Below are 19,717 nucleotides of genomic sequence, written 5' to 3' on the forward strand. Positions count from 1 at the left end.
GCCTCGACGTGGTGCGTGTCCCCCGGCGCGGAGTCTAGCGGTGCCCACGCGCCGCCGGAAGCGACGCCCGGGCGACCATGGCGTCAGACGTCGAGGTTCGCGACCTTGAGCGCGTTGTCCTCGATGAACTCCCGGCGCGGTTCGACGACGTCGCCCATGAGGGTCGAGAAGATCCGGTCGGCGGCGACCGCATCCTCGATCCGCACCTGCAGCAGGCGCCGCGTGTCCGGGTTGACCGTCGTCTCCCAGAGCTGGTCGGGGTTCATCTCGCCCAGGCCCTTGAAGCGCTGGATCTGCCGGCCCTTCTTGGCCTCGTCCAGCAGCCAGGCATGCGCCTGGGCGAAGCTGCCGATGGCCTGCTCGCGGTTGCCGCGCAGGATCCGGGCGCCCTCGCGCACCAGGCCGTGGAGCATCGAGGCGGCTTCGCGCAGCGGCTTGAGTTCGCCCTGCTCGAACAGCGACACGGGCAGCACCTGGACCGTTTCCTCGCCCATGTGCCGGCGCGTCACCAGCAGCGCGGCCGGGTGCTGTTCGGTCGCCGGCTGCACCGCGACCGCGAACCGCGGTCGACCCAGGCCGCTGCGGTTGAGTCGCTGCTCGAGCGCATCGAGTTCGTGGCGCTCGTCGGTGTTCTCCGAGAGCGAGGTGGCATCGAGCGGGGTGAAGTCGATCAGGGCCTCGAGCAGCGCCGGGTCGTAGCGGTGCGCGTTGCGGGCGATCGCGTCGCGCGCGCCGGCGAACGCGAGCAGCAGCTTCTCCAGCTGCCCGCCCTCGATCGGCGGCTCGCCTTCCGCGGGCACCAGCTGCGCACCCTCCACCGCATTGCCCGCCAAGTACGCGTTGAGCGCGGCATCGTCCTTGAGGTACAGCTCGTTCTTTCCCTGCTTGATCTTGTACAGCGGCGGCAGGCCGATGTAGACGTGGCCGCGCTCGATCAGCTCCGGCATCTGCCGGTAGAAGAACGTCAGCAGCAGCGTGCGGATGTGTGAGCCGTCCACGTCCGCGTCGGTCATCAGGATGATGCGGTGGTAGCGCAGCTTGTCCGGGTTGTACTCGTCCTTGCCGATGCCCGTGCCGAGCGCGGTGATCAGCGTGCCGACCTCGGCACTGGACAGCATGCGGTCGAAGCGCGCCCGCTCGACGTTGAGGATCTTGCCCTTGAGCGGGAGGATCGCCTGGGTCTTGCGGTTGCGGCCCTGCTTGGCCGAGCCGCCCGCCGAGTCGCCCTCGACGATGAACAGTTCGGACAGCGCCGGGTCCTTCTCCTGGCAGTCGGCGAGCTTGCCGGGCAGGCCGGCGATGTCGAGCGCGCCCTTCCGGCGGGTCAGGTCGCGGGCCTTGCGCGCGGCTTCGCGGGCGCGGGCCGCATCGACGATCTTGCCGGCGATCGCACGGGCCTCGTTGGGGTGTTCCTGCAGGAACTCCTCCAAACGTGCACCGAACGTGCTCTCAACGACCGGCCTCACCTCGGAGGAGACGAGTTTTTCCTTGGTCTGCGAGGAGAAGCTCGGGTCCGGCACCTTGACCGAGAGCACCGCGATCATGCCCTCGCGCATGTCGTCGCCCGACAGCGCGATCTTGGCCTGCTTGGCGATCCCGTTCTGCTCGATGTAGTTCGACAGGGTGCGTGTCAGCGCCGCGCGGAAGCCCTGCAGGTGCGTGCCGCCGTCCTTCTGCGGGATGTTGTTGGTGAAGCAGAACATCGTCTCCTGGTAGGAGTCGGTCCACTGCAGCGCCACGTCCACGGTGATGCCGTTCTGCTCGCCGGACACCGAGATCACGTTCGGATGCAGCGGCGTCTTCAGCTGCGCCAGGTGCTCGACGAAGGAGCGGATGCCGCCCTCGTACTGGAACACGTCGCGTTCGCCGTCGCCCCGCTCGTCCACCAGCGTGATGCGCACGCCCGAATTGAGGAACGAGAGCTCGCGCAGGCGGCGCGCGAGGATGTCGTAGTGGAACTCCGTGTCGGTGAAGATGTTCGCCGCCGGCCAGAAGCGCAGCAGCGTGCCGCGGCGCTCGGAGGGCGCCACGCGCGCCAGCGGCGCATCCGGCTCGCCGAGCGAATACGACTGGCGGTGGTGGTGGCCGTCGCGCCAGATGTCGAGCGTGAGCTTCTCGCTGAGCGCGTTGACGACCGAGACGCCGACGCCGTGCAGGCCGCCGGACACCTTGTAGCTGTTGTCGTCGAACTTACCGCCGGCGTGCAGCACGGTCATGATGACCTCGGCCGCGGAGCGCTGCTCTTCCTTGTGGATGTCGACCGGGATGCCGCGCCCGTTGTCGGACACGGACACCGAGCCATCCTCGTGGATGGTCACGATGATGTCGTCGGCATGCCCGGCAAGCGCCTCGTCGATCGAGTTGTCGACGACCTCGAACACCATGTGGTGCAGGCCCGTGCCGTCGTGCACGTCGCCTATGTACATGCCCGGGCGCTTGCGGACGGCCTCGAGGCCGCGCAGGACGGTGATCTTGCTGGAGTCGTACTGTCCCGGGGGCTGGCCCGCGACGGTGGGCTGGTCGGCGCTCACGCCGGTTTCGTGCTGCGACATTCGGCTACAGGCTCCCGCGACCACCGGGTCGGCGGTCGAGACTCATTAGCTATGGATACCCGCCAGTATACCAACCCCACCGGCGTTGGTCGGGTCAGCGCGTCCGATCGGTGGGCGGCGGTGCATCCGCCAGGGGACCGGTCAGCCGCGCCTGTTCCACGTGGAACCACGAAACGCCCGATGCGCCGCCGCGCAAGGGCGCGGGCGGCTCCGTCCCGGTGACCAGCACCTGGGCGCCGCTTCGGGTGAGCATGTCGAGCACGTGCGCCTGGTGCGTCCTGTCCAACTCGGATGCGAGGTCGTCCAAGGCCACCACCGGCCAGCCTCCCGTGAGCGCGGCCTGGTGCCTCGCCTGTGCAAGGAGGAATGCAAGGGCCGTCAGCTTGGCCTGGCCGCGCGACAGCGTGTCGCGACCGGGAAGGCACTCGTGGTGGATCCTCCAGTCCCCGCGGTGTGGCCCGGCCGAGGTGTGCCCGGAAGCCAGGTCGCGCTCCCGTGCGAGCAGGAGGGCGTCGGCCAGGGGCATCTCGCCGTCCCGCCAGCCGGAATTCGCCTCCAGGCTGGCGGCACCCGCTTCGGGCATGAAGTCGCGGACCAGGGCTTCCAGATGGGGTGAAAGGGCCTCCAGGTAGCGGGCCCGCGCCGCGGCCAGCGGTTCCCCGGCCATCGCGAGCTCATGGTCCCACGCGTCGAGCTGGCCATCGCGCCGACCGAGCTTGAGCACGCTGTTCCGCTGTCGCAGGGCGCGCGCATAGCGGCGCCACAGGTCCAGGAAGCCGGGTTCCACGTGGAACAGCCCCCAGTCGAGCTGGCGCCGGCGTGGTTCGCCTCCGCCCGAGACCAGGACGTGGCTTCCGGGTTCGAACGTCACCACCGACAGCGCGGAACAGAGGTCGCCGAGCGAATCCACGCGCTCACCATCAACACGCCCCTCCCACGCCTGTCCCGTATGGCGCATCCCGGCCCGGTGCTGGCGTGCCGGCGCGACGGATTCGTCGGTCCACTCGACGAAAACCTCCACCGCCTCGCGCTCCCGCCCCACCAGGCCGTCCCGGACCCGGCCCCGGAAGCTCCGTCCGTACGCCATCAGGTGGACCGCCTCGACCAGGCTGGTCTTGCCCGCGCCGTTGTCGCCGGTGAGGACGTTGATCCCCGGCGCCGGCAGCCATTCCACGTCGCGCAGCTGCCTCAGGCCATCGACCCGGACCCGGCTCAGTCGCACGTGCAGGCCCCGGATGGCAGAACGCCCGGCCGGGGCCGGGCGTTCGAGGTTCCACGTGGAACGGGCGCCCGAGGTGTCACAGGCGCAGCGGCATCACCACGTGCCGGCACCGCTCGCTGCCGGACTCGCGGACGAGGGCGGAGGAGTTGGCATCCCGAAGCTGCATCACCACATGCTCGTCGCGCAGTGCCGTCAGCGCCTCCAGCAGGTAGTTCACGTTGAAGCCGACCGCCAGGTCGTCGACCCGGGTGTCGGCCTCGATCTCCTCCTGCGCCTCTTCCTGCTCCGGGTTGTGCGCGCTGATCTTCAGTTGCCCGGGCGACACCTCGACGCGGACGCCCCGGTACTTCTCGTTCGAGAGGATCGCCGCACGCTGCAGGGCCGCGCGCAGGACCTCCCGGTCGACCTTGACCTCGCGGTCGGCGCCGATGGGGATCACCGCCTCGTAGTCCGGGAACCGGCCGTCGATCAGCTTGCTGGTGAAGGTGACATCGTCGCGACGGATCCGGATGTGGTTGCGGCCCATCTCCAGGTCCAGCGTGCGGTCGCCCCCCTCGAGCAGGCGCTGCAGTTCGGTGACGCCCTTGCGCGGCACGATGATCTGGCGCTTGCCGCCGTCGCCCTCCAGCGCCGCCTCGCACAGCGCCAGGCGGTGGCCATCGGTGGCCACGCAGCGCAGGGTCTCGCCGCGCAGGTCCAGCAGCAGGCCGTTGAGGTAGTAGCGGACGTCCTGCTGCGCCATCGCGAACGCGGTGCGTTCGATCAGCTCCTTCAGCGCCGCCTCGGACACCGCGACCCGCTCGGTCGCCTCCACCTCGTCGATCGACGGGAAGTCGTTCGCCGGCAGGCTGGCAAGGGTGAACCGGCTGCGGCCCGCCTGGACGGTGACCTTGTCTCCCGACTGGCTCACCGTGACCTTGCTGCCGTCGGGCAGGGCCCGGACGATGTCGAACAGCTTGCGGGCCGGGATGGTGGTCTCGCCGTCCTTCGCGTCGTCGACCGCCTGCCGCGACACCATCTCGACCTCGAGGTCGGTACCCGTCAACGACAGCTGGCCATCGGCCACCTGCACCAGGAGGTTCGCGAGCACCGGCAGGGTCTGTCGCCGTTCGACGACATTGACCACCTGGGCCAGCGGTTTCAGGAAGACTTCGCGTTGCAGGCTGAAGCGCATGCGGACCCCTTGTTGGACCGTGCTGTCCCCGTGTCGGCCCGGGCTCGCGGGACGCGTGGCCCCAGGCTCTTGGAAGATGGATAAATCAAAAGCTGGGTGGTGATGGTGTCGCCGGAATCTGGTGAAAACAGTCGCAACACATTGAAACTGAAACGTTTATCTGCCGTTCAACCGGGTGGAAAAACCGCATCCCGGCTCTGGACAGCCTGTGGATCGTTTGCCGCCTCGAACCACCGCGCCCGGGTTGTCCACAACCTGTCCCCATCGATCCGGCAGGCTCATTCGCTCAGCTTGCGGATCAGTTTCTCCCAGTCCTCGCGCAGCTTGCCGTCGGTTTCCATCAGGTGGCGCACCTGGCGACAGGCGTGCAGCACCGTGGTGTGGTCACGGCCGGCGAACGCGTCGCCGATCTCCGGCAGGCTGTGCTCGGTCAGCTCCTTCGCAAGGGCCATCGCCACCTGCCGCGGGCGCGCGAGCGAGCGCGTGCGCCGCTTGGACAGCAGGTCCTTGATCTGGAGGCCGTAGTAGTCTGCCACGGTCTTCTGGATGTTGGGGATGCCGATGGCCTGCTGCTGCGCGCGCAGCAGGTCGCGCAGCGTCTCCTGCGCGAACTCGGTGGTGATGGTGCGTCCGGTGAAGTTCGCCCGGGCCGCCAGGGTGTTCAGCGCGCCCTCGAGCTCACGCACGTTGGAGCGCATCTTCTTGGCCAGCAGGAAGGCCACTTCCTCCGGGATCGCCGCGCCGCGCTCGGCGGCCTTCGACAGCACGATCTGGGCGCGCGTCTCGAAGTCCGGTGGGTCGATCGCCACCGACAGGCCCCACCCCAGCCGCGACTTGAGCCTCGGCTCGAGGCCCTCGACCTCGCGCGGGAACCGGTCGCAGGTCAGGATGATCTGCTGGCGCCCGTCGATCAGCGCATTGAAGGTATGGAAGAACTCCTCCTGCGTGCGGTCCTTGCCGGCGAAGAACTGGATGTCGTCGATCAGCAGGGCATCGACCTGCTGGAACTGCCGCTTGAACGCGGCCATGCCGTTCGCCTTGTCCTGCAGCGCCTTCATGAGCGCGGCCAGGAACTGTTCGCTGCGCAGGTACAGGATGCGCATCGCCGGATTGGCGGCGCGCATCGCGTTGCCGGCCGCGAACATCAGGTGGGTCTTGCCCAGGCCGGTGCCGCCGTACAGAAGCAGTGGATTGTGCGCCCGGTCGCCCGGGTGCTGCGCCGCCTGCCACGCCGCCGCGCGGCCGAGCTGGTTGCTCCGGCCCTCGACGAAGTTCTCGAAGGTGTAGTGGCTGTCCAGGTTGCCCTGGAACGGTTCGGCTGGAAGGGCCGCACCCGCCGGCTCGCTTCCCGTGGCCGGGGACGCGCCGGCCGGTGCCACCGCGCGCGGCAATGACCCGATCTCCAGGCTCACGTCGCCCGCGCCCGCGAAATGCGCGAGCAGCTCCCGGATCCGCGCCAGGTACCGGTCGCGCACCTCCTGCATCACAAACGCGTTCGGGGCGTAGAGGACGAGCCGGTCGTCGCGGTTCGCGGCCTGCAACGGCTTGAGCCAGGTGTGGACGTCCTCGGCCGGCAGCTCGGCTTCGAGGCGTTCGAGGCAGCGGGGCCAGGCGTCCATCGGCGGGGGGATCTCGGGGTGGCGTGCCCGTGCCGCGCACCATGGCTGGCGCGCGGGGAGGGCGGGGGTGCGGAGGCCGGCCAGACTAGCATGCAGCCCCCGCGGGACCGCAGGCCGCCCGGCCCGGCCCAGGCCGGCCGAGCCGGCGCGGCTTGACCCGTTTGCCGACGGACAGCTAGAATTGAAAGTCTTTTCCGTCGCCAGACCGCACGAGCCTGACCATGGCCACCAAGCGCACCTACCAGCCCAGCAACCTCAAGCGCAAGCGCGACCACGGCTTCCGTGCGCGCATGAAGACCGCCGACGGCCGCAAGGTGCTGGCCCGCCGCCGCGCCAAGGGCCGCAAGCGCCTGAGCGCCTGAGCGTTCGCGACATGTCGTGACCGGTCAGCGCCACGCGCCCGCACCGGCCAACGCGACGCCTCCGCACCCGGCCACCCGGGTGCCCGCGCAGGGTCCCGACGCCTGCGGACCCGCGCCCAGCAACCCGACGCCCGTGACCGACACCGTGGATGAGCGCTTCCCGCGGTCGGCCCGCGTGCTCGCGCGCGCGGAGTTCGATCGCGTCTTTTCCGGAGGACGCCGCGGCGCCACGCCGCTGCTCGCGGTGCACTGGTTGCGCGGGGAGGTCCCGCCGAAGCTGGGATTGGCCGTCTCGCGCAAGGTGGATCCCCGGGCTGTGGGCCGCAACCGCATCAAGCGCATCGTGCGCGACGCCTTCCGGCGCGCGCGCGCGCAACTCGCACCCGGCAGCTACGTGGTGGTCGCGCGCGCCGCGGCCGCCCGCGCCGAGGCCGGCGTCCTCCGCGAGGCCTTCGATTCCGCGCTGCGCCGGCTCGGCGCGTTGCCCCCACCGGACGCTGCCGGCACAATGCCCGGCTCCCCGAACGACCCCGCCGCGCCGCCCGATGCGCGCGCCGGCCGGTCGCGCCTGCCCCCGGATCCCGCACGCCGATGAACCAGACCCGCGCCTTCCTGATCTTCGCCTGGCTGATGGTGGCCATGCTCCTGTGGATGGAGTGGCAGGGCGAACGCGAGGCGCCGGCCGCCACGCCCGACACCGCCGCGACGACCGGCACGCCGGCGTCCCCGGCCGACGGCACGGTGCCGGATGCCGCGACCCTGCCCTCCGCACCGGTCCCCGCCGCGCCCGCCGGCACCGTGCCGTCGGCCACGCCCGCGGCGCCCTCGGTCGGTGCGTCGCCGTCGACCGACGCGATCACCGTCACCACCGACGTGCTGCGCGTGGTCCTCGACGGGGGCACGGTCCGCAGCGCCGAGCTGCGGCGCTACCCGCGAACCACCGACGACGGCAGCCCGCCCGTCCAGCTGTTCACCCCCGAGGCCGACGGCTACTTCGTCGCGCAGAGCGGCTGGGTGCGCGCCGACGGTCCCGCGCCCAACCATCTCGAGGGCTTCGTGCCGGAGGGAACGCAGCGTGCGTACGCCCTGCCGCGCGGTGGCATGCAGGTCGAGGTGCCCTTCGTGTGGACGGGCCCGGACGGGGTGACGATCCGACGCACGTACACGCTGTCGCGCAACGACTACGCGATCACCGTCCGCGACGAGATCGCCAACGGTGGCACCGCGGCCTGGAACGGCCACGTCTACCGCCAGTTGCTGCGCGACCCGCCGCCGAAGGAACGCGGCTTCACCAATCCCGAGTCCTTCAGCTTCACCGGCGCGGCGTGGTACAGCCCCGAGGAGAAGTACGAGAAGCGCGACTACGGCGACTTCGCCGACGACGGCCCGCTCGACCGGACGGTCCAGGGTGGCTGGCTCGGCCTGCTGCAGCACTACTTCTTCGCGGCGTGGATCCCGGATCCGTCCTCCACCGCCACGTATTCGCTGGCGACCGTGCAGGGCCAGGGCGATCCGCGGTACCTGGTGCGCGCCGTCGGCCCGTCGGTCGCCGTCGCGCCCGGGCAGACGGCCCAGACCACGGCCCGCCTGTGGGTGGGCCCCAAGCTGCAGGACCGGCTGGACGACGTCGCGCCGGGGCTGGGCCTGACCCTCGACTATGGCGTGTTCACATTCCTCGCCAAGCCGATCGCCTGGCTGCTCGCGCAATTGCACGAGATCACCAAGAACTGGGGCTGGGCGATCGTCCTGCTCGTGGTGATCATCAAGCTGCTGCTGTATCCGCTGTCGGCGGCCCAGTACAAGTCGGCCGCGCGCATGCGCAAGTTCCAGCCGCGCGTCGAGCAGCTCAAGGAGCGCTATGGCGACGACCGCCAGAAGTTCCAGATGGCGCTGATGGAGCTGTACAAGAAGGAGAAGATCAACCCGGTCGGCGGCTGCCTGCCGATCCTCCTGCAGATCCCGGTGTTCCTGGCGCTGTACTGGGTGCTGCTCGAGTCCGTCGAGCTGCGCCAGGCCGTGTGGATCCCGGGCTGGGTCGACGACCTCACCGCGCCGGATCCGTTCTTCATCCTTCCGGTGGTCAACATCGCGGTGATGTGGTTCACCCAGAAGCTGACCCCGACGCCGGGCATGGACCCGATGCAGAAGAAGATGATGCAGATGATGCCGCTGGTGTTCGGCGTGCTGATGGTCTTCTTCCCGGCGGGCCTGGTGCTCTACTGGGTGACCAACGGCGCGCTCGGCCTGCTGCAGCAGTGGTGGAACATCCGCCGGTTCGGCGACGCGCCGGCGGCCCGCAAGGCCTGATCCCGCCGTCCGGGCGGGACGCGGCGGGCGGGCGTCCCGGACGGGAGGCCCGGCACGCCATCGACCCATCAGCCATGGACACACCCCAGCCCGCAAGCGACACCATCGCCGCGATCGCCACGCCCCCGGGCGCGGGCGGCGTGGGCGTGGTGAGGCTGTCCGGTCCGGGCAGCCGCGCGATCGCCGAGCGGCTGTGCGGCCGGGCGCTGCGCACGCGCCATGCCCACCACGTGCGTCTTCGCGACGGGGACGGCGCGGTGCTCGACGACGGCATCGCGATCGCCTTCGACGCGCCGGCGAGTTTCACCGGCGAGGACGTGGTGGAACTGCAGGCGCACGGCAGTCCGGTCCTGCTGCAGCAGATCGTCGCCGAATGCTGCGCGCTCGGCGCGCGGCACGCGCGACCCGGCGAGTTCAGCGAACGCGCCTACCTCAACGGCAAGCTCGACCTGCTGCAGGCGGAGGCGATCGCCGACCTGGTCGCGGCGACCGACGTGCGCGCCGCGCGCGCCGCGCGGCGATCGCTGGACGGCGTGTTCTCCCACCGCGCCGGCGCGTTGGCCGAGGCGCTCGTCGGCATCCGCGTGCACGCCGAGGCCGCCATCGATTTCGCCGACGAGCCGCTCGAGACACTGGGCGGCGATGCCCTGCGCGCGCGCCTCGACGACGTGCTCACCGGACTGGATTCCCTCGAGGCGGAGGCACGGCAGGGCCGCCGCCTGCGCGACGGCCTGCACGCGGTGATCGTCGGCCCGCCCAACGCGGGCAAGAGTTCACTGCTCAACGCGCTCGCCGGCGACGAGCGCGCGATCGTCACCGACATCGCGGGGACCACCCGGGACCTGCTCGTCGAGTCGGTGCGCATCGAAGGCGTCGAACTGACGCTCGTCGATACCGCGGGACTGCGCGCGGGCGGCGACGCGATCGAGCGGGAGGGCATGCGGCGCGCCCGGCTGGAACTCGCCCGCGCGGACCTGGCGATCGTGGTGCTGGACGCACGCGAGCCCGCCGCCGCGCGCGCCGCGGTCGGCGATGCCATCCACGACGTGCCGGCCACGCTGTGGCTGCACAACAAGGCGGACCTGCTCGACGTGCCGGACGGTGCGGACGCCGGTCCGGGGGCGCTGTTCGTGTCCGCGCGCACCGGCCTCGGCCTGCCCGCGGTGCGCGAGGCGCTGCATGCGCTGGCCGGCGGATCCGTGGGCGAGGGGCAGGACGGCGGCTTCAGCGCCCGCGCCCGCCACGTGGATGCACTGCGACGTGCGGCCGCCGCCGCAGGCGCCGCGCGCGCCCATCTCGACGACGACGCGCTCGAACTCGCGGCCGAGGCCCTGCGCGACGCCCACGACGCGCTCGGCGAGCTCACCGGGCGCATGCTTCCCGATGCCCTGCTCGGCGAGGTGTTCTCCCGTTTCTGCATCGGCAAGTGACGCGGCCGCGGCCCACAACGGGGCCGGCGGTTGACAACGGCCGACGCTGGCGCCTCAACTAGGCGTCCGTGTGCCGGGGGCGCACGACACCAGGGGAGAAGAACCAGATGTCCGTTGTGAAACCTGAATCGCGCGCCCGCGCCACGGGGCGCCTGTGCGCGGTCGCCGTGCTCGCGCTGGCCATCGCAGCCTGCGGCAAGGACGAGGACGGCCAGGCCGCGCAGGATGGCCAGGCGGCCACCGCCGACCAGGCCGCCAGCGAGGCGCCGCCCCAAGCGGTGTCCGACACCGTCGCCGCGATGTCGCCCGAGGAACTGCGCGAAGCGGCCAGCGTCGCCCTGCGCGAACAGCGCCTGTACGCCCCCGCGGGCGACAACGCGGTCGAGTACTACCTGGCGCTGCGCGACAAGCAGCCCGAGGATCCCGCCGTCGCCAGCGCCCTGACCGACCTGATGCCCTACACGCTCATCGCCACCGAGCAGAGCATCGGCCGCGAGGATTTCGCCGAGGCCCAGCGCCTGTACGCGCTGATGGAGAAGGCCGACGCCGACGCGCCCGCGCTGCCGCGCCTGCGCCAGTCGATCGCCGACGCGCAGGCCGAGGTCGCGCAGCGCGCCGAAGCCGAGGAGGCCCGGAGCGAGGAGGAGGACCGTCGCCAGGCCGAGGTCCAGGCCGAACGCCAGCGGGAGCAGGAGGCCGCGCAGCAGCGGGCCGCCGCGGAACTGGCCGCGCAGCAGCAGGCCGCGCGCGAAGCCGAGGAGCGTCGCCAGGCCGAGGCGGCCGCGGCGGCCCGGGCGCAGCAGCAGGCCGCGGCGCAGCCGCCGCCGGCGCCCACCCAAGCCGCGCCGTCGCGCCCGGCCAACACCGAACTGGTGGCCGTGAGCACGCCGGCGCCGAGCTTCCCCGTGGAGGCCTATCGCAACCGGCAGTCCGGCGAGGTGCAGGTGGAGTTCACCGTCGGCACCAACGGGTCGGTGACCTCGTCGCGCGTCGTGCGGTCGAACCCGCGCCGCGTGTTCGATCGCGCCGCGCTGGACGCGGTGAACAGCTGGCGCTTCCAGCCGGTGGCCGAGCCGATCACCTCGCGCCGCACGATCGAGTTCGCGCCGCAGAACTGATCCGGCGCACCGTCGCGGAAACGGAACGGCCCGGTGCGAACCGGGCCGTTCCTTTTTTTCGCCGAGGCATGCCGTCAGGCGGAGATCGCGAGCTTCTCTCGGTGGTACAGGCGCGCCGCGGCCAGCCACAGCAGCAGCCCGAGCCCGAATCCGGCACCGAGGTAGATCCCCCACGTCTGGGCGCCGATCGCCTCGCCGCGCACCAGCTGCATGATCATCTGGTTCTGCGCCAGGAACGGCACCGCGAACTGCCAGGGCTCGTTCTTCAGCGGGTTCACGAGCAGGATGAGCGTGGGCACGATCGGCAGCAGCATCAGCACGCTCATGTAGCTCTGCGCCTCCTTCACCGATTTCACGCTGGCGGCGATCAGCGTGAGCAGCGTGGTGCCGACGAGCACCATCACCAGCAGCACCAGCAGCAGCTGCGCCATCACCGGCCACGAGACGTCCACGCGGGCGAGCGCACCCGGGGCGAACATGAAGCTGATCTTGAAGGCCAGCAGGATCAGCAGCAGGCTCAGCATGCCGAACGCGCAGGCGGCGAGGATCTTGCCGCTCATGATCGCGCCGCGCGCGGCCGGCGTGGCCAGCAACGGCTCGAGCGACTGGCGCTCCCGTTCGCCCGCGGTGACGTCGATCACCAGGTAGGCACCACCGAGGAATGCCGACAGGATCAGCAGGTAGGGCAGGAACGCCAGCAGCATGCCGCGCTTGGCCTCGGGGGTGGCGACGTCGCGCTGCGCGATGCGAACCGCGGCGATCGCCTCCGGGCTCATCCCGCGCGTGACCACCCGCAGCGCGCCGACGGTCCGGCCGTACTCCTCGAGCGCCGACCGCACGCGGGTGACCGGGATGTCGGAGTCGCGCCGCGAACTGTCATGCACGAGTTCCACTTCCGCGCTGCGGCTCCCGCGCCACTGTTCCGGGAACGCCTCGGGGATGACGAGCACGACCTCGTGGGTCTGGTCGCGAACGCGCCCGTCGATGTCGTCCGGCGCACCCATCGGTTCGATGTTCCGCGACGAGAGGTGGGCGACGAGGTTCGGCGCAAGGTCCGCGCCGACGATCGGGAGCTCCAGCGTGGTCTCCAGCTGCGTGCGCATGCGCTTCTCCACCATGGCGCCCATGCCGAGGATCAGCGCCGGCAGCAGGATCGGGCCCATCAGCAGGCCGAGCATCACGGTGCGGCGGTCACGGAACAGGTCGAGCAGCTCCTTCCGCGCGACGGTCAGGATGGTGTTGATGGCGTTGCGGCTCATGCGTGCAGGCCCTCCTCCGAGCCGATCAGCTGGACGAAGGCGTCCTCGAGGTTGTCGTGGCCGCTGCGCGCGCGCAGCTCGTCCGGCGTGCCTTCCGCGCGCACTTCGCCGTCGGCGATCACCACGATGCGGTCACACAGCGCGGCGACCTCCTGCATGATGTGGCTGGAAAAGATGACGCAGCGACCCTCGCCGCGCAGGCGGCGAAGGAACTCGCGCAGGCCACGGGTGGTCATCACGTCCAGCCCGTTGGTCGGCTCGTCCAGGATGACGTTGCGCGGCGCGTGCACCAACGCGCGGGCGATGGCGGTCTTGGTCCGCTGGCCCTGGGAGAACCCCTCGGTGCGGCGGTCCAGGAAATCGTCCATCTGCAACGCACCCGAGAGCGTGCGCGTGCGCTCGGCGATCGTGGCGTCGTCCAGGCCGTGCAGCCGCCCGAAGTAGGCCACGTTCTCGCGCGCGGTCAGCCGCTTGTAGACGCCGCGCGCGTCCGGCAGCACGCCGAGGCGTCCGCGCGCCTGCGTGGCCTGGGTGCGCAGGTCGAGCCCGTCCACGCGCACGCTGCCCTGGTCGGGCGACATCAGCGTGTAGAGCATGCGCAGGGTGGTCGTCTTGCCGGCGCCGTTCGGCCCGAGCAGTCCGGTGATCTCGCCGTCGCGCGCGGTGAAGCCCACGCCGCGCACCGCGTGCACCGGGCCGGTCCGCGCCTTGAAGGTCTTGTGCAGGTTCTCGACTTCGATCATCTCAGGGCTCCCAGCCGTAGGTGCCGGCGAACGGCGGTGTCGGTTGCAGGCGCGACAGGCAGCCGGCGTCGAGCGATGCGGCGTCGGCGCTCTCCACGAACTGCGCGAACAGCGTCGGCATGCAGCCCGCGCCGAGCACGCTGTGGCCCTGGCCCGGCAGCACGAGGTGCCTGCCGTTGGGGAGCGTCTCGACGACCTCGTCGCCATAGCGCGGCGGGGTCACCGGGTCGAACTGCCCGCTGATCGCCAACAGTGGCACGTCGGTGGATAGCGGCTCGCGGAAGTCGTCGCCCCGCTGCCCGGCCGGCCACACCTCGCATTGCGCGCGCGTGTAATCGACCAGCTCGTTGCCCAGGACGGTCTCCGCGTCTTCTGGCCGGGCTTCGAGTTCCGGGAAGTCCTCGGTGCACATCACCGACAGCTGCATGCCGTGCATGATCATGTCGCCGATGTCCGCGGTGAGCATGCGCGACTGCGCGAGCATCGCCTGGTATCTGCCCTCCGCAGCCTCGTGCAGGAGCAGCGGCAGGGTCGCCATCGCCGCGGGCTGGTACGCGTACATGCGCAGGAGCCCGACCAGGTGGCCGTACTGCGGCGCCTCCTCGCGCCACTCGCCCGTCAGCGGATCACGGTAACCGACCGGGACGAGGTTGCCCGCCTTCAGGCGCGTGGTCAGCGCCGCGAGGTGGGCGGACGGATCGCCGAGCTGGCCCACGCAGGCCGATGCGTCGCGGCAGCGCTCGAACAACCGGTCGAGCGCGTCCTGCAGGTTGCGCGCGTGGGCGGCGCCGAGGACCAGCGTGTTCGGCACGACCGAGTCGAGCACCACCGTGCGGACGTGGTCCGGGTGGTGCGCCGCGTACTGCTGCGCGACCCGCGTGCCGTAGGACACCCCGACCAGGTTGATGCGCGGGGCGCCGACCAGGGCACGGACGTGGTCGAGGTCGCGCACGTGGTCCGCGGTGCCGTAGAAGCGCAGGTCCGCCGTGGCGGACAACTGGTCCCGGCAGCGCACCGCGAACGCGCGGGCGGCTTCCGCGGTCTGCTGGTCCGGATCGGTGAACGCGTTCTCGCCGCGTTCGTCCGTGCAGGCGAGCGGGTGCGACCCGCCCGTGCCGCGCGCGTCGACCAGCAGGACGTGGCGACTGCGGCGCACGTCCTTGAAGGCGGCGTGCACCAGCGGATACGACTCGAGCGCCGACTGGCCCGGGCCGCCGGCGATGAAGACCACCGGATCCGCCTCGGCTTCGCCGCTGGCGGGGATCCAGGCGACGGCCAGGTCGATCTTCCGGCCCCCGGGCGCGTCGTGGTCCTCCGGCACCGGCACGGTGGCGCACTGCGCCTCGACCGCGTCGCCGAGCGGCACGCTCAGCGCGCAGGACTCGAACCCGACCCCTCCGTAGCGGAGCGCGCCGTTGATGCGCTCGACGTCGGGCGCCGCCTCCGGCGTCGCGCCGGCGCCGCAGCCGGCGAGCGCCAGTGAAAGGACCGCCAGGACCGGCAGCCCCTGCTTCCTGCGTGCTCTCATGCCTCTTCCCCGTAGATGAAGATCGATTCGATGCGTTCGCCGAACAGGCGCGCCAGCCGGAAGGCCAGCGGCAGGCTCGGGTCGTACTTGCCGGTCTCGATGGCGTTGACCGTCTGGCGGGACACGTCCAGCCGGTCGGCCAGCTGGGCCTGCGACCATCCCCGCGCCTCCCGCAACGCGCGCACGCGGCTGTCCATCAACGATAGCGCCGCGTGGCGACCAGCTTCGAGATGCCGTAAGTCAGGCTCAGCAACGGCAGCGCCCAGAGCAGCGCCACCTCGCCCGGCACCTCGATCACGCCGGCGGCGTCCATCAGCCCGAGCGTGAAGTAGCCGGTGCCGACCACGAGCGTGGCCACGGCGATGGCCTCCAGGTCGATCCGGCGCTGCAACTCGTCGCTGTCGCGGATGACCCGGACGATCGCCCGCAGGACCAGCGCGATGGGCGCCAGCGGCAGCACGCTGACGAGGCCCCTGACCAGTGGCTCGGCCCCGGCCAGGGGGCCCTTCAGGGCCCAGCCGCAGGCGAAGACGATCACCGCGTAGAGCGCCATGGCGGGGATGAATTCGCGGACGTAGCGCTTCTCGACGGCGCGCATGGGCGACCCCGGTGTCAAGTGAACTTGACACGGAGTCTGGGCGGCCGGCCCCGTGATGTCAAGCGTCCTTTACACCCGGCCGCCGTCATTCCCCGCGAAGGCGGGAATCCATGGCCCGTTCGCCGGCTACTTGCTGCTGACGTACTTCTCGCGGCGGATCTGCTTCACCTCGAGCCCCGCGCCCTTCAGCGCCTCGAAGCAGGCATCGACCATGTTCGGGTTGCCGCACAGGTACGCGATGTCCCCGGCCGCGTCGGGCGCGAACTCGGCCAGGAACTGCTGCACGTAACCGCGCCGCACGTCCGCGTGCGCCTGCGGCGAGCCTTCGGCCGGGAGCTCGCGCGAGAAGCACGGCACGAACCGGAAGTGCTCCGGATGCCGGTCGGCGAACGCGCGGAACTCGTCGCCGTACAGCAGCTCCTCAGGCGTGCGCGCGCCGAACAGCAACACGACCCTCAGGCCGCGCTCGGCGATCAGCGCCTCGATCTGCGGCAGCATCGCGCGGTACGGCGTCACGCCCGTGCCCGTGCCGATCAGCAGGTAGCGGGCGTTGGCGTCGGCCGGCATCAGGCAGAAGCGGCCGTACGGGCCGCTCGCGTCGACCCGGTCGCCCGCTTCCAGGCCCTCGAACAGGGCCGTCGCCGCGCCCCCCGGGACGTAGCTCACCGCGATCTCGACCGCCTCGCCGGGGCCCATCGCGTGGTCGTGGATGGTGGCCAGCGAGTAGGAGCGCTTGGTCGGCGTGCCGTCCGCGTAGCTGAAATGCACCTGCACGAACTGCCCGGGGATGTAGTCGAGCGGCTGGCCGTCGTCGCGGACGAACGACAGGTGGGCGACGGTCGGCGCGAGCATGCGTCGGTCGACCAGCTTGAGCGGGAAATGGACGGGCACGTCGGAGGGCGCTGGCGGGGCGGTGGCCGGGGGGCGCCTATACTAACGGCTCGGCCGCGGCCCCCTGGCCCCGCCTCCCGCCACATACCGCCCCCCGCATGCATCCCGACCCCGCGAAGGGCCCGGCCGCCGCCGCGGCCCGGCACCATCCCGCCCCGGCGTCCGACCCGGCCGACGACGCCGCGGCGCTGTCGATCCGCGACCTGCGCAAGACCTACGACAACGGCGTTGTCGCGCTGCGCGGCGTCTCGCTCGACGTGGCGCCCGGCGACTTCTACGCCCTGCTCGGCCCGAACGGCGCCGGCAAGTCGACCCTGATCGGCGTGGCCAGCTCGCTGGTGAACAAGAGCTCGGGCGAGGTGCGGATCTTCGGCACCGACATCGCGCGCGAGCGCGGCGCGGCGATGCGGATGGTCGGGCTGGTGCCGCAGGAGATCAACTTCAACATGTTCGAGCAGCCGCTCGACATCCTGGTCAACTACGCGGGCTTCCACGGCATCCCGCGCGACGAGGCGCTGCGCCGCGCCGAGCAGGAACTGCGCGCCGCGCACCTGTGGGACAAGGCGCGCAGGATGTCGCGCACGCTCTCGGGCGGCATGAAGCGCCGGCTGATGATCGCGCGCGCCATGATGACCCGCCCGCGCCTGCTGATCCTCGACGAGCCGACCGCCGGCGTGGACATCGAGATCCGCCGCGGCATGTGGAAGACGCTGCGCGACATCAATGCCGCCGGCACCACGATCATCCTGACCACGCACTACCTGGAGGAAGCGGAGCAGCTGTGCCGCAACCTCGCGATCATCGACCAGGGCCGGATCGTCGAGCGTGGGCCGATCAAGTCGCTGCTGGCCAAGCTCGACGTCGAAGGCTTCCTGCTCGACATCGAGGGCGCGCTGCCCGGGACGCTGCCGGCGATCGAGGGCGCGGCGCTGCACGCGTTGGACGCGCACACGCTCGACCTGGAAATGCCGCGCGCGATGGAGCTCAACCGCGTGTTCGCCGCGCTCGACGCCGCCGGCATCCGCGTGCGCTCGATGCGCACCAAGTCGAACCGGCTCGAGGAGCTGTTCGTCCGCCTGACCGGCGAGGGCGCGCAGGACGGCACCGCGCAGGTCGCGCCGGAACCGGCCGCCTGACCGCCGCCGACGCCACGACACGATGACCCGCATGGACACCAGCACCCAGCCCGCCACGCCCGAGCGCATCGCGCACCGCCACCTCGTCGCGCTCGGCACCATCGTGCGCCGCGAGGTCACCCGCATCCTGCGCATCTGGGGCCAGACCCTGGTGCCGCCGGCGATCACCATGACGCTGTACTTCCTGATCTTCGGCGGCCTGATCGGCTCGCGCATCGGGACCATGGACGGCATCGGCTACATGGACTTCATCGTGCCGGGCCTGGTGATGATGAGCATCATCCAGAACAGCTACGGCAACATTTCCTCGAGCTTCTTCGGCGCGAAGTTCGGCCGCCACGTCGAGGAGCTGCTGGTCAGCCCGATGCCGAGCTGGGTGATCCTCGCCGGCTACGTGACCGGCGCGGTGCTGCGCGGCCTGGCGGTCGGCGTGATCGTGCTGCTGATCGCGATGCTGTTCACCACCGTGCGCATCCCGCATCCGCTGGTCACGCTTGCGACGGTGCTGCTGGGCGCGACGATCTTCGCGCTGGCGGGCTTCGTCAACGCCGTGTACGCCAAGAAGTTCGACGACATCGCGATCGTGCCGACCTTCATCCTCACGCCGCTGACCTACCTGGGCGGCGTGTTCTATTCGGTCTCGCTGCTGCCCCCGTGGGCCGAGGCCGCGACGCACGCCAACCCGATCTTCTACATGGTCAACGCGTTCCGCTACGGCCTGCTTGGCGTGAGCGACGTGCCGCTGGGCATGGCGTTCGCGCTGATGATCGGCTTCGTCGTCGTGCTGGCCGCGGTCGGCCTGACCCTCCTGCACCGCGGCGTCGGCCTGCGCAGCTGACGCGCGCGAACTGCGACCCTGTCGTCCCGAGCGCAGCGAGGGACCTGCTTCACGTCTCCTGGATCGAAGCAAGAAGCAGGTCCCTCGCTTCGCTCGGGACGACAGGTGTTCAGGGCGTTGGCAGGCGGAAGAACGCGCGTGTCGTGGCGGTGGCGTTCGCGGCCGTGGTGTCCACCGGCTCGCCGCGGTCGCGGGCCAGTTCCTCGACGATGTGCGCCAGGAACATCGGCTCGTTGCGGCGGTGCGACGGCGCCGGGCGCACCGTGCGCGGCAGCAGGTAGGGCGCGTCGGTCTCGACCATCAGCCGGCCGGCGGGGATCGACTTGACCAGTTCGCGCAGGTGCAGGCCACGACGCTCGTCGCACAGCCAGCCGGTGATGCCGACGTGCCAGTCGTTGTCCAGGTAATCGAACAGCTCCTCGCGCGTGCCGGTGAAGCAGTGCACCACCGACGGCCCGATCCGCCCCTCGAAGGCGCGCATGATCGCCAAGAAGTCGTCGTGCGCGTCGCGCTGGTGCAGGAACACCGGCTTGCCGGTGTCCGCGGCGATCTCCAGCTGGCGCTCGAACGCCCTGCGCTGCGCCGGGCGCGGCGAGAAGTCGCGGAAATAGTCCAGCCCGCACTCGCCCACCGCCACCACTTCCGGGTGCGCGTGCAGCGCGCGCATGTCGGCGTCGCACTCGGCGGTGTATTCGACCGCGTGGTGCGGGTGCACGCCGGCGGTCGCGAACAGTTCGCCCGGGTGGGCGCGCGCCAGGTCCAGTGCCATGGGCGAGTGCGCGCGGCTGGCGCCGGTGACGACCATCTGCACCACGCCCGCGTCGCGGGCGCGCTGCATGACCGCGTCGCGGTCGTGGTCGAAGCTGTCGTGGGTGAGGTTGGCGCCGATGTCGATCAGTTGCATGGCGCGGATTCTAAGGGTGCGGGTTCCGGCCGCGTC

General features: G+C 71.1%; 18 protein-coding genes. 7 read left to right on the forward strand and 11 right to left on the reverse strand.

The genetic code is table 11. The features are described from left to right. Positions 1–83: 83 nt before the first annotated feature. From gyrB to dnaA, 4 genes are all read right to left on the reverse strand, one after another. The gene (gene gyrB / locus ACYU7H_RS11290; protein WP_460814781.1) at positions 84–2,552 is read right to left on the reverse strand and encodes a DNA topoisomerase (ATP-hydrolyzing) subunit B; all 2,469 of its coding nucleotides are present in this window, start codon (positions 2,550–2,552) and stop codon (positions 84–86) included. 94 nt (positions 2,553–2,646) lie between these two features. Further along, positions 2,647–3,774, reverse strand: a complete 1,128-nt coding sequence (gene recF, locus ACYU7H_RS11295; protein ID WP_460814783.1) for a DNA replication/repair protein RecF — start codon at positions 3,772–3,774, stop codon at positions 2,647–2,649. A 76-nt stretch (positions 3,775–3,850) separates the two neighbouring features. Further along, on the reverse strand, positions 3,851–4,948 hold the full coding sequence (gene dnaN, locus ACYU7H_RS11300) for a DNA polymerase III subunit beta (RefSeq protein ID WP_460814784.1): 1,098 nt from the start codon (positions 4,946–4,948) through the stop codon (positions 3,851–3,853). Positions 4,949–5,226: 278 nt separating this feature from the next. Further along, positions 5,227–6,567 (reverse strand): chromosomal replication initiator protein DnaA, encoded by a 1,341-nt coding sequence (dnaA, locus tag ACYU7H_RS11305; protein WP_460814786.1) that lies wholly within the window; start codon positions 6,565–6,567, stop codon positions 5,227–5,229. A 221-nt stretch (positions 6,568–6,788) separates the two neighbouring features. Here dnaA and rpmH point away from each other — a divergent pair, with 221 nt between their 5' ends. The 5 genes from rpmH to ACYU7H_RS11330 all read left to right on the forward strand — a co-directional run bounded on the left by rpmH (position 6,789) and on the right by ACYU7H_RS11330 (position 11,784). Further along, the gene (gene rpmH / locus ACYU7H_RS11310; RefSeq protein WP_057649007.1) at positions 6,789–6,929 is read left to right on the forward strand and encodes a 50S ribosomal protein L34; all 141 of its coding nucleotides are present in this window, start codon (positions 6,789–6,791) and stop codon (positions 6,927–6,929) included. A gap of 133 nt (positions 6,930–7,062) precedes the next feature. Further along, positions 7,063–7,524 carry a ribonuclease P protein component gene (gene rnpA / locus ACYU7H_RS11315; RefSeq protein WP_460814787.1) on the forward strand — a complete coding sequence of 154 codons (462 nt, stop codon included), beginning with the start codon at positions 7,063–7,065 and terminating at the stop codon, positions 7,522–7,524. After that, a complete protein-coding gene (yidC, locus tag ACYU7H_RS11320; RefSeq protein ID WP_460814789.1) occupies positions 7,521–9,236 on the forward strand; it encodes a membrane protein insertase YidC in 1,716 nt (571 codons plus the stop codon). The genes rnpA and yidC overlap by 4 nt, the downstream gene beginning before the upstream one ends. A 74-nt stretch (positions 9,237–9,310) precedes the next feature. After that, positions 9,311–10,666, forward strand: a complete 1,356-nt coding sequence (gene mnmE, locus ACYU7H_RS11325) for a tRNA uridine-5-carboxymethylaminomethyl(34) synthesis GTPase MnmE (protein WP_460814790.1) — start codon at positions 9,311–9,313, stop codon at positions 10,664–10,666. A gap of 107 nt (positions 10,667–10,773) precedes the next feature. Continuing rightward, complete coding sequence (locus tag ACYU7H_RS11330; RefSeq protein ID WP_460814792.1) at positions 10,774–11,784, forward strand: energy transducer TonB; 1,011 nt, start codon at positions 10,774–10,776, stop codon at positions 11,782–11,784. 74 nt (positions 11,785–11,858) lie between these two features. Here ACYU7H_RS11330 and ACYU7H_RS11335 read toward each other — a convergent pair whose 3' ends face one another. From ACYU7H_RS11335 to ACYU7H_RS11360, 6 genes are all read right to left on the reverse strand, one after another. Further along, positions 11,859–13,043 carry an ABC transporter permease gene (locus tag ACYU7H_RS11335; RefSeq protein ID WP_460814794.1) on the reverse strand — a complete coding sequence of 395 codons (1,185 nt, stop codon included), beginning with the start codon at positions 13,041–13,043 and terminating at the stop codon, positions 11,859–11,861. Then, positions 13,040–13,786, reverse strand: a complete 747-nt coding sequence (locus tag ACYU7H_RS11340) for an ABC transporter ATP-binding protein (RefSeq protein WP_460814795.1) — start codon at positions 13,784–13,786, stop codon at positions 13,040–13,042. Before ACYU7H_RS11340 ends, ACYU7H_RS11335 begins: the two co-directional genes overlap by 4 nt. A gap of 1 nt (position 13,787) precedes the next feature. Next, on the reverse strand, positions 13,788–15,314 hold the full coding sequence (locus tag ACYU7H_RS11345) for an alpha/beta fold hydrolase (RefSeq protein WP_460814797.1): 1,527 nt from the start codon (positions 15,312–15,314) through the stop codon (positions 13,788–13,790). Beyond that, on the reverse strand, positions 15,311–15,511 hold the full coding sequence (locus ACYU7H_RS11350; RefSeq protein ID WP_460814799.1) for a helix-turn-helix transcriptional regulator: 201 nt from the start codon (positions 15,509–15,511) through the stop codon (positions 15,311–15,313). Before ACYU7H_RS11350 ends, ACYU7H_RS11345 begins: the two co-directional genes overlap by 4 nt. Next, the gene (locus ACYU7H_RS11355; protein ID WP_460814801.1) at positions 15,511–15,912 is read right to left on the reverse strand and encodes a hypothetical protein; all 402 of its coding nucleotides are present in this window, start codon (positions 15,910–15,912) and stop codon (positions 15,511–15,513) included. The genes ACYU7H_RS11350 and ACYU7H_RS11355 overlap by 1 nt, the downstream gene beginning before the upstream one ends. A 126-nt stretch (positions 15,913–16,038) precedes the next feature. Next, a complete protein-coding gene (locus ACYU7H_RS11360) occupies positions 16,039–16,803 on the reverse strand; it encodes a ferredoxin--NADP reductase (protein ID WP_460814803.1) in 765 nt (254 codons plus the stop codon). A 194-nt stretch (positions 16,804–16,997) separates the two neighbouring features. Here ACYU7H_RS11360 and ACYU7H_RS11365 point away from each other — a divergent pair, with 194 nt between their 5' ends. Further along, positions 16,998–17,939, forward strand: coding sequence for an ABC transporter ATP-binding protein (locus ACYU7H_RS11365; protein ID WP_460815050.1), 942 nt, complete (start codon positions 16,998–17,000; stop codon positions 17,937–17,939). 31 nt (positions 17,940–17,970) lie between these two features. Further along, positions 17,971–18,777 (forward strand): ABC transporter permease, encoded by an 807-nt coding sequence (locus ACYU7H_RS11370; protein ID WP_460814804.1) that lies wholly within the window; start codon positions 17,971–17,973, stop codon positions 18,775–18,777. A gap of 109 nt (positions 18,778–18,886) precedes the next feature. Here ACYU7H_RS11370 and ACYU7H_RS11375 read toward each other — a convergent pair whose 3' ends face one another. After that, positions 18,887–19,681: a TatD family hydrolase gene (locus ACYU7H_RS11375; RefSeq protein ID WP_460814806.1), complete on the reverse strand. Its 795-nt coding sequence runs from the start codon at positions 19,679–19,681 to the stop codon at positions 18,887–18,889. Positions 19,682–19,717: the final 36 nt, after the last annotated feature.

Source organism: Luteimonas pelagia, from assembly GCF_054776035.1.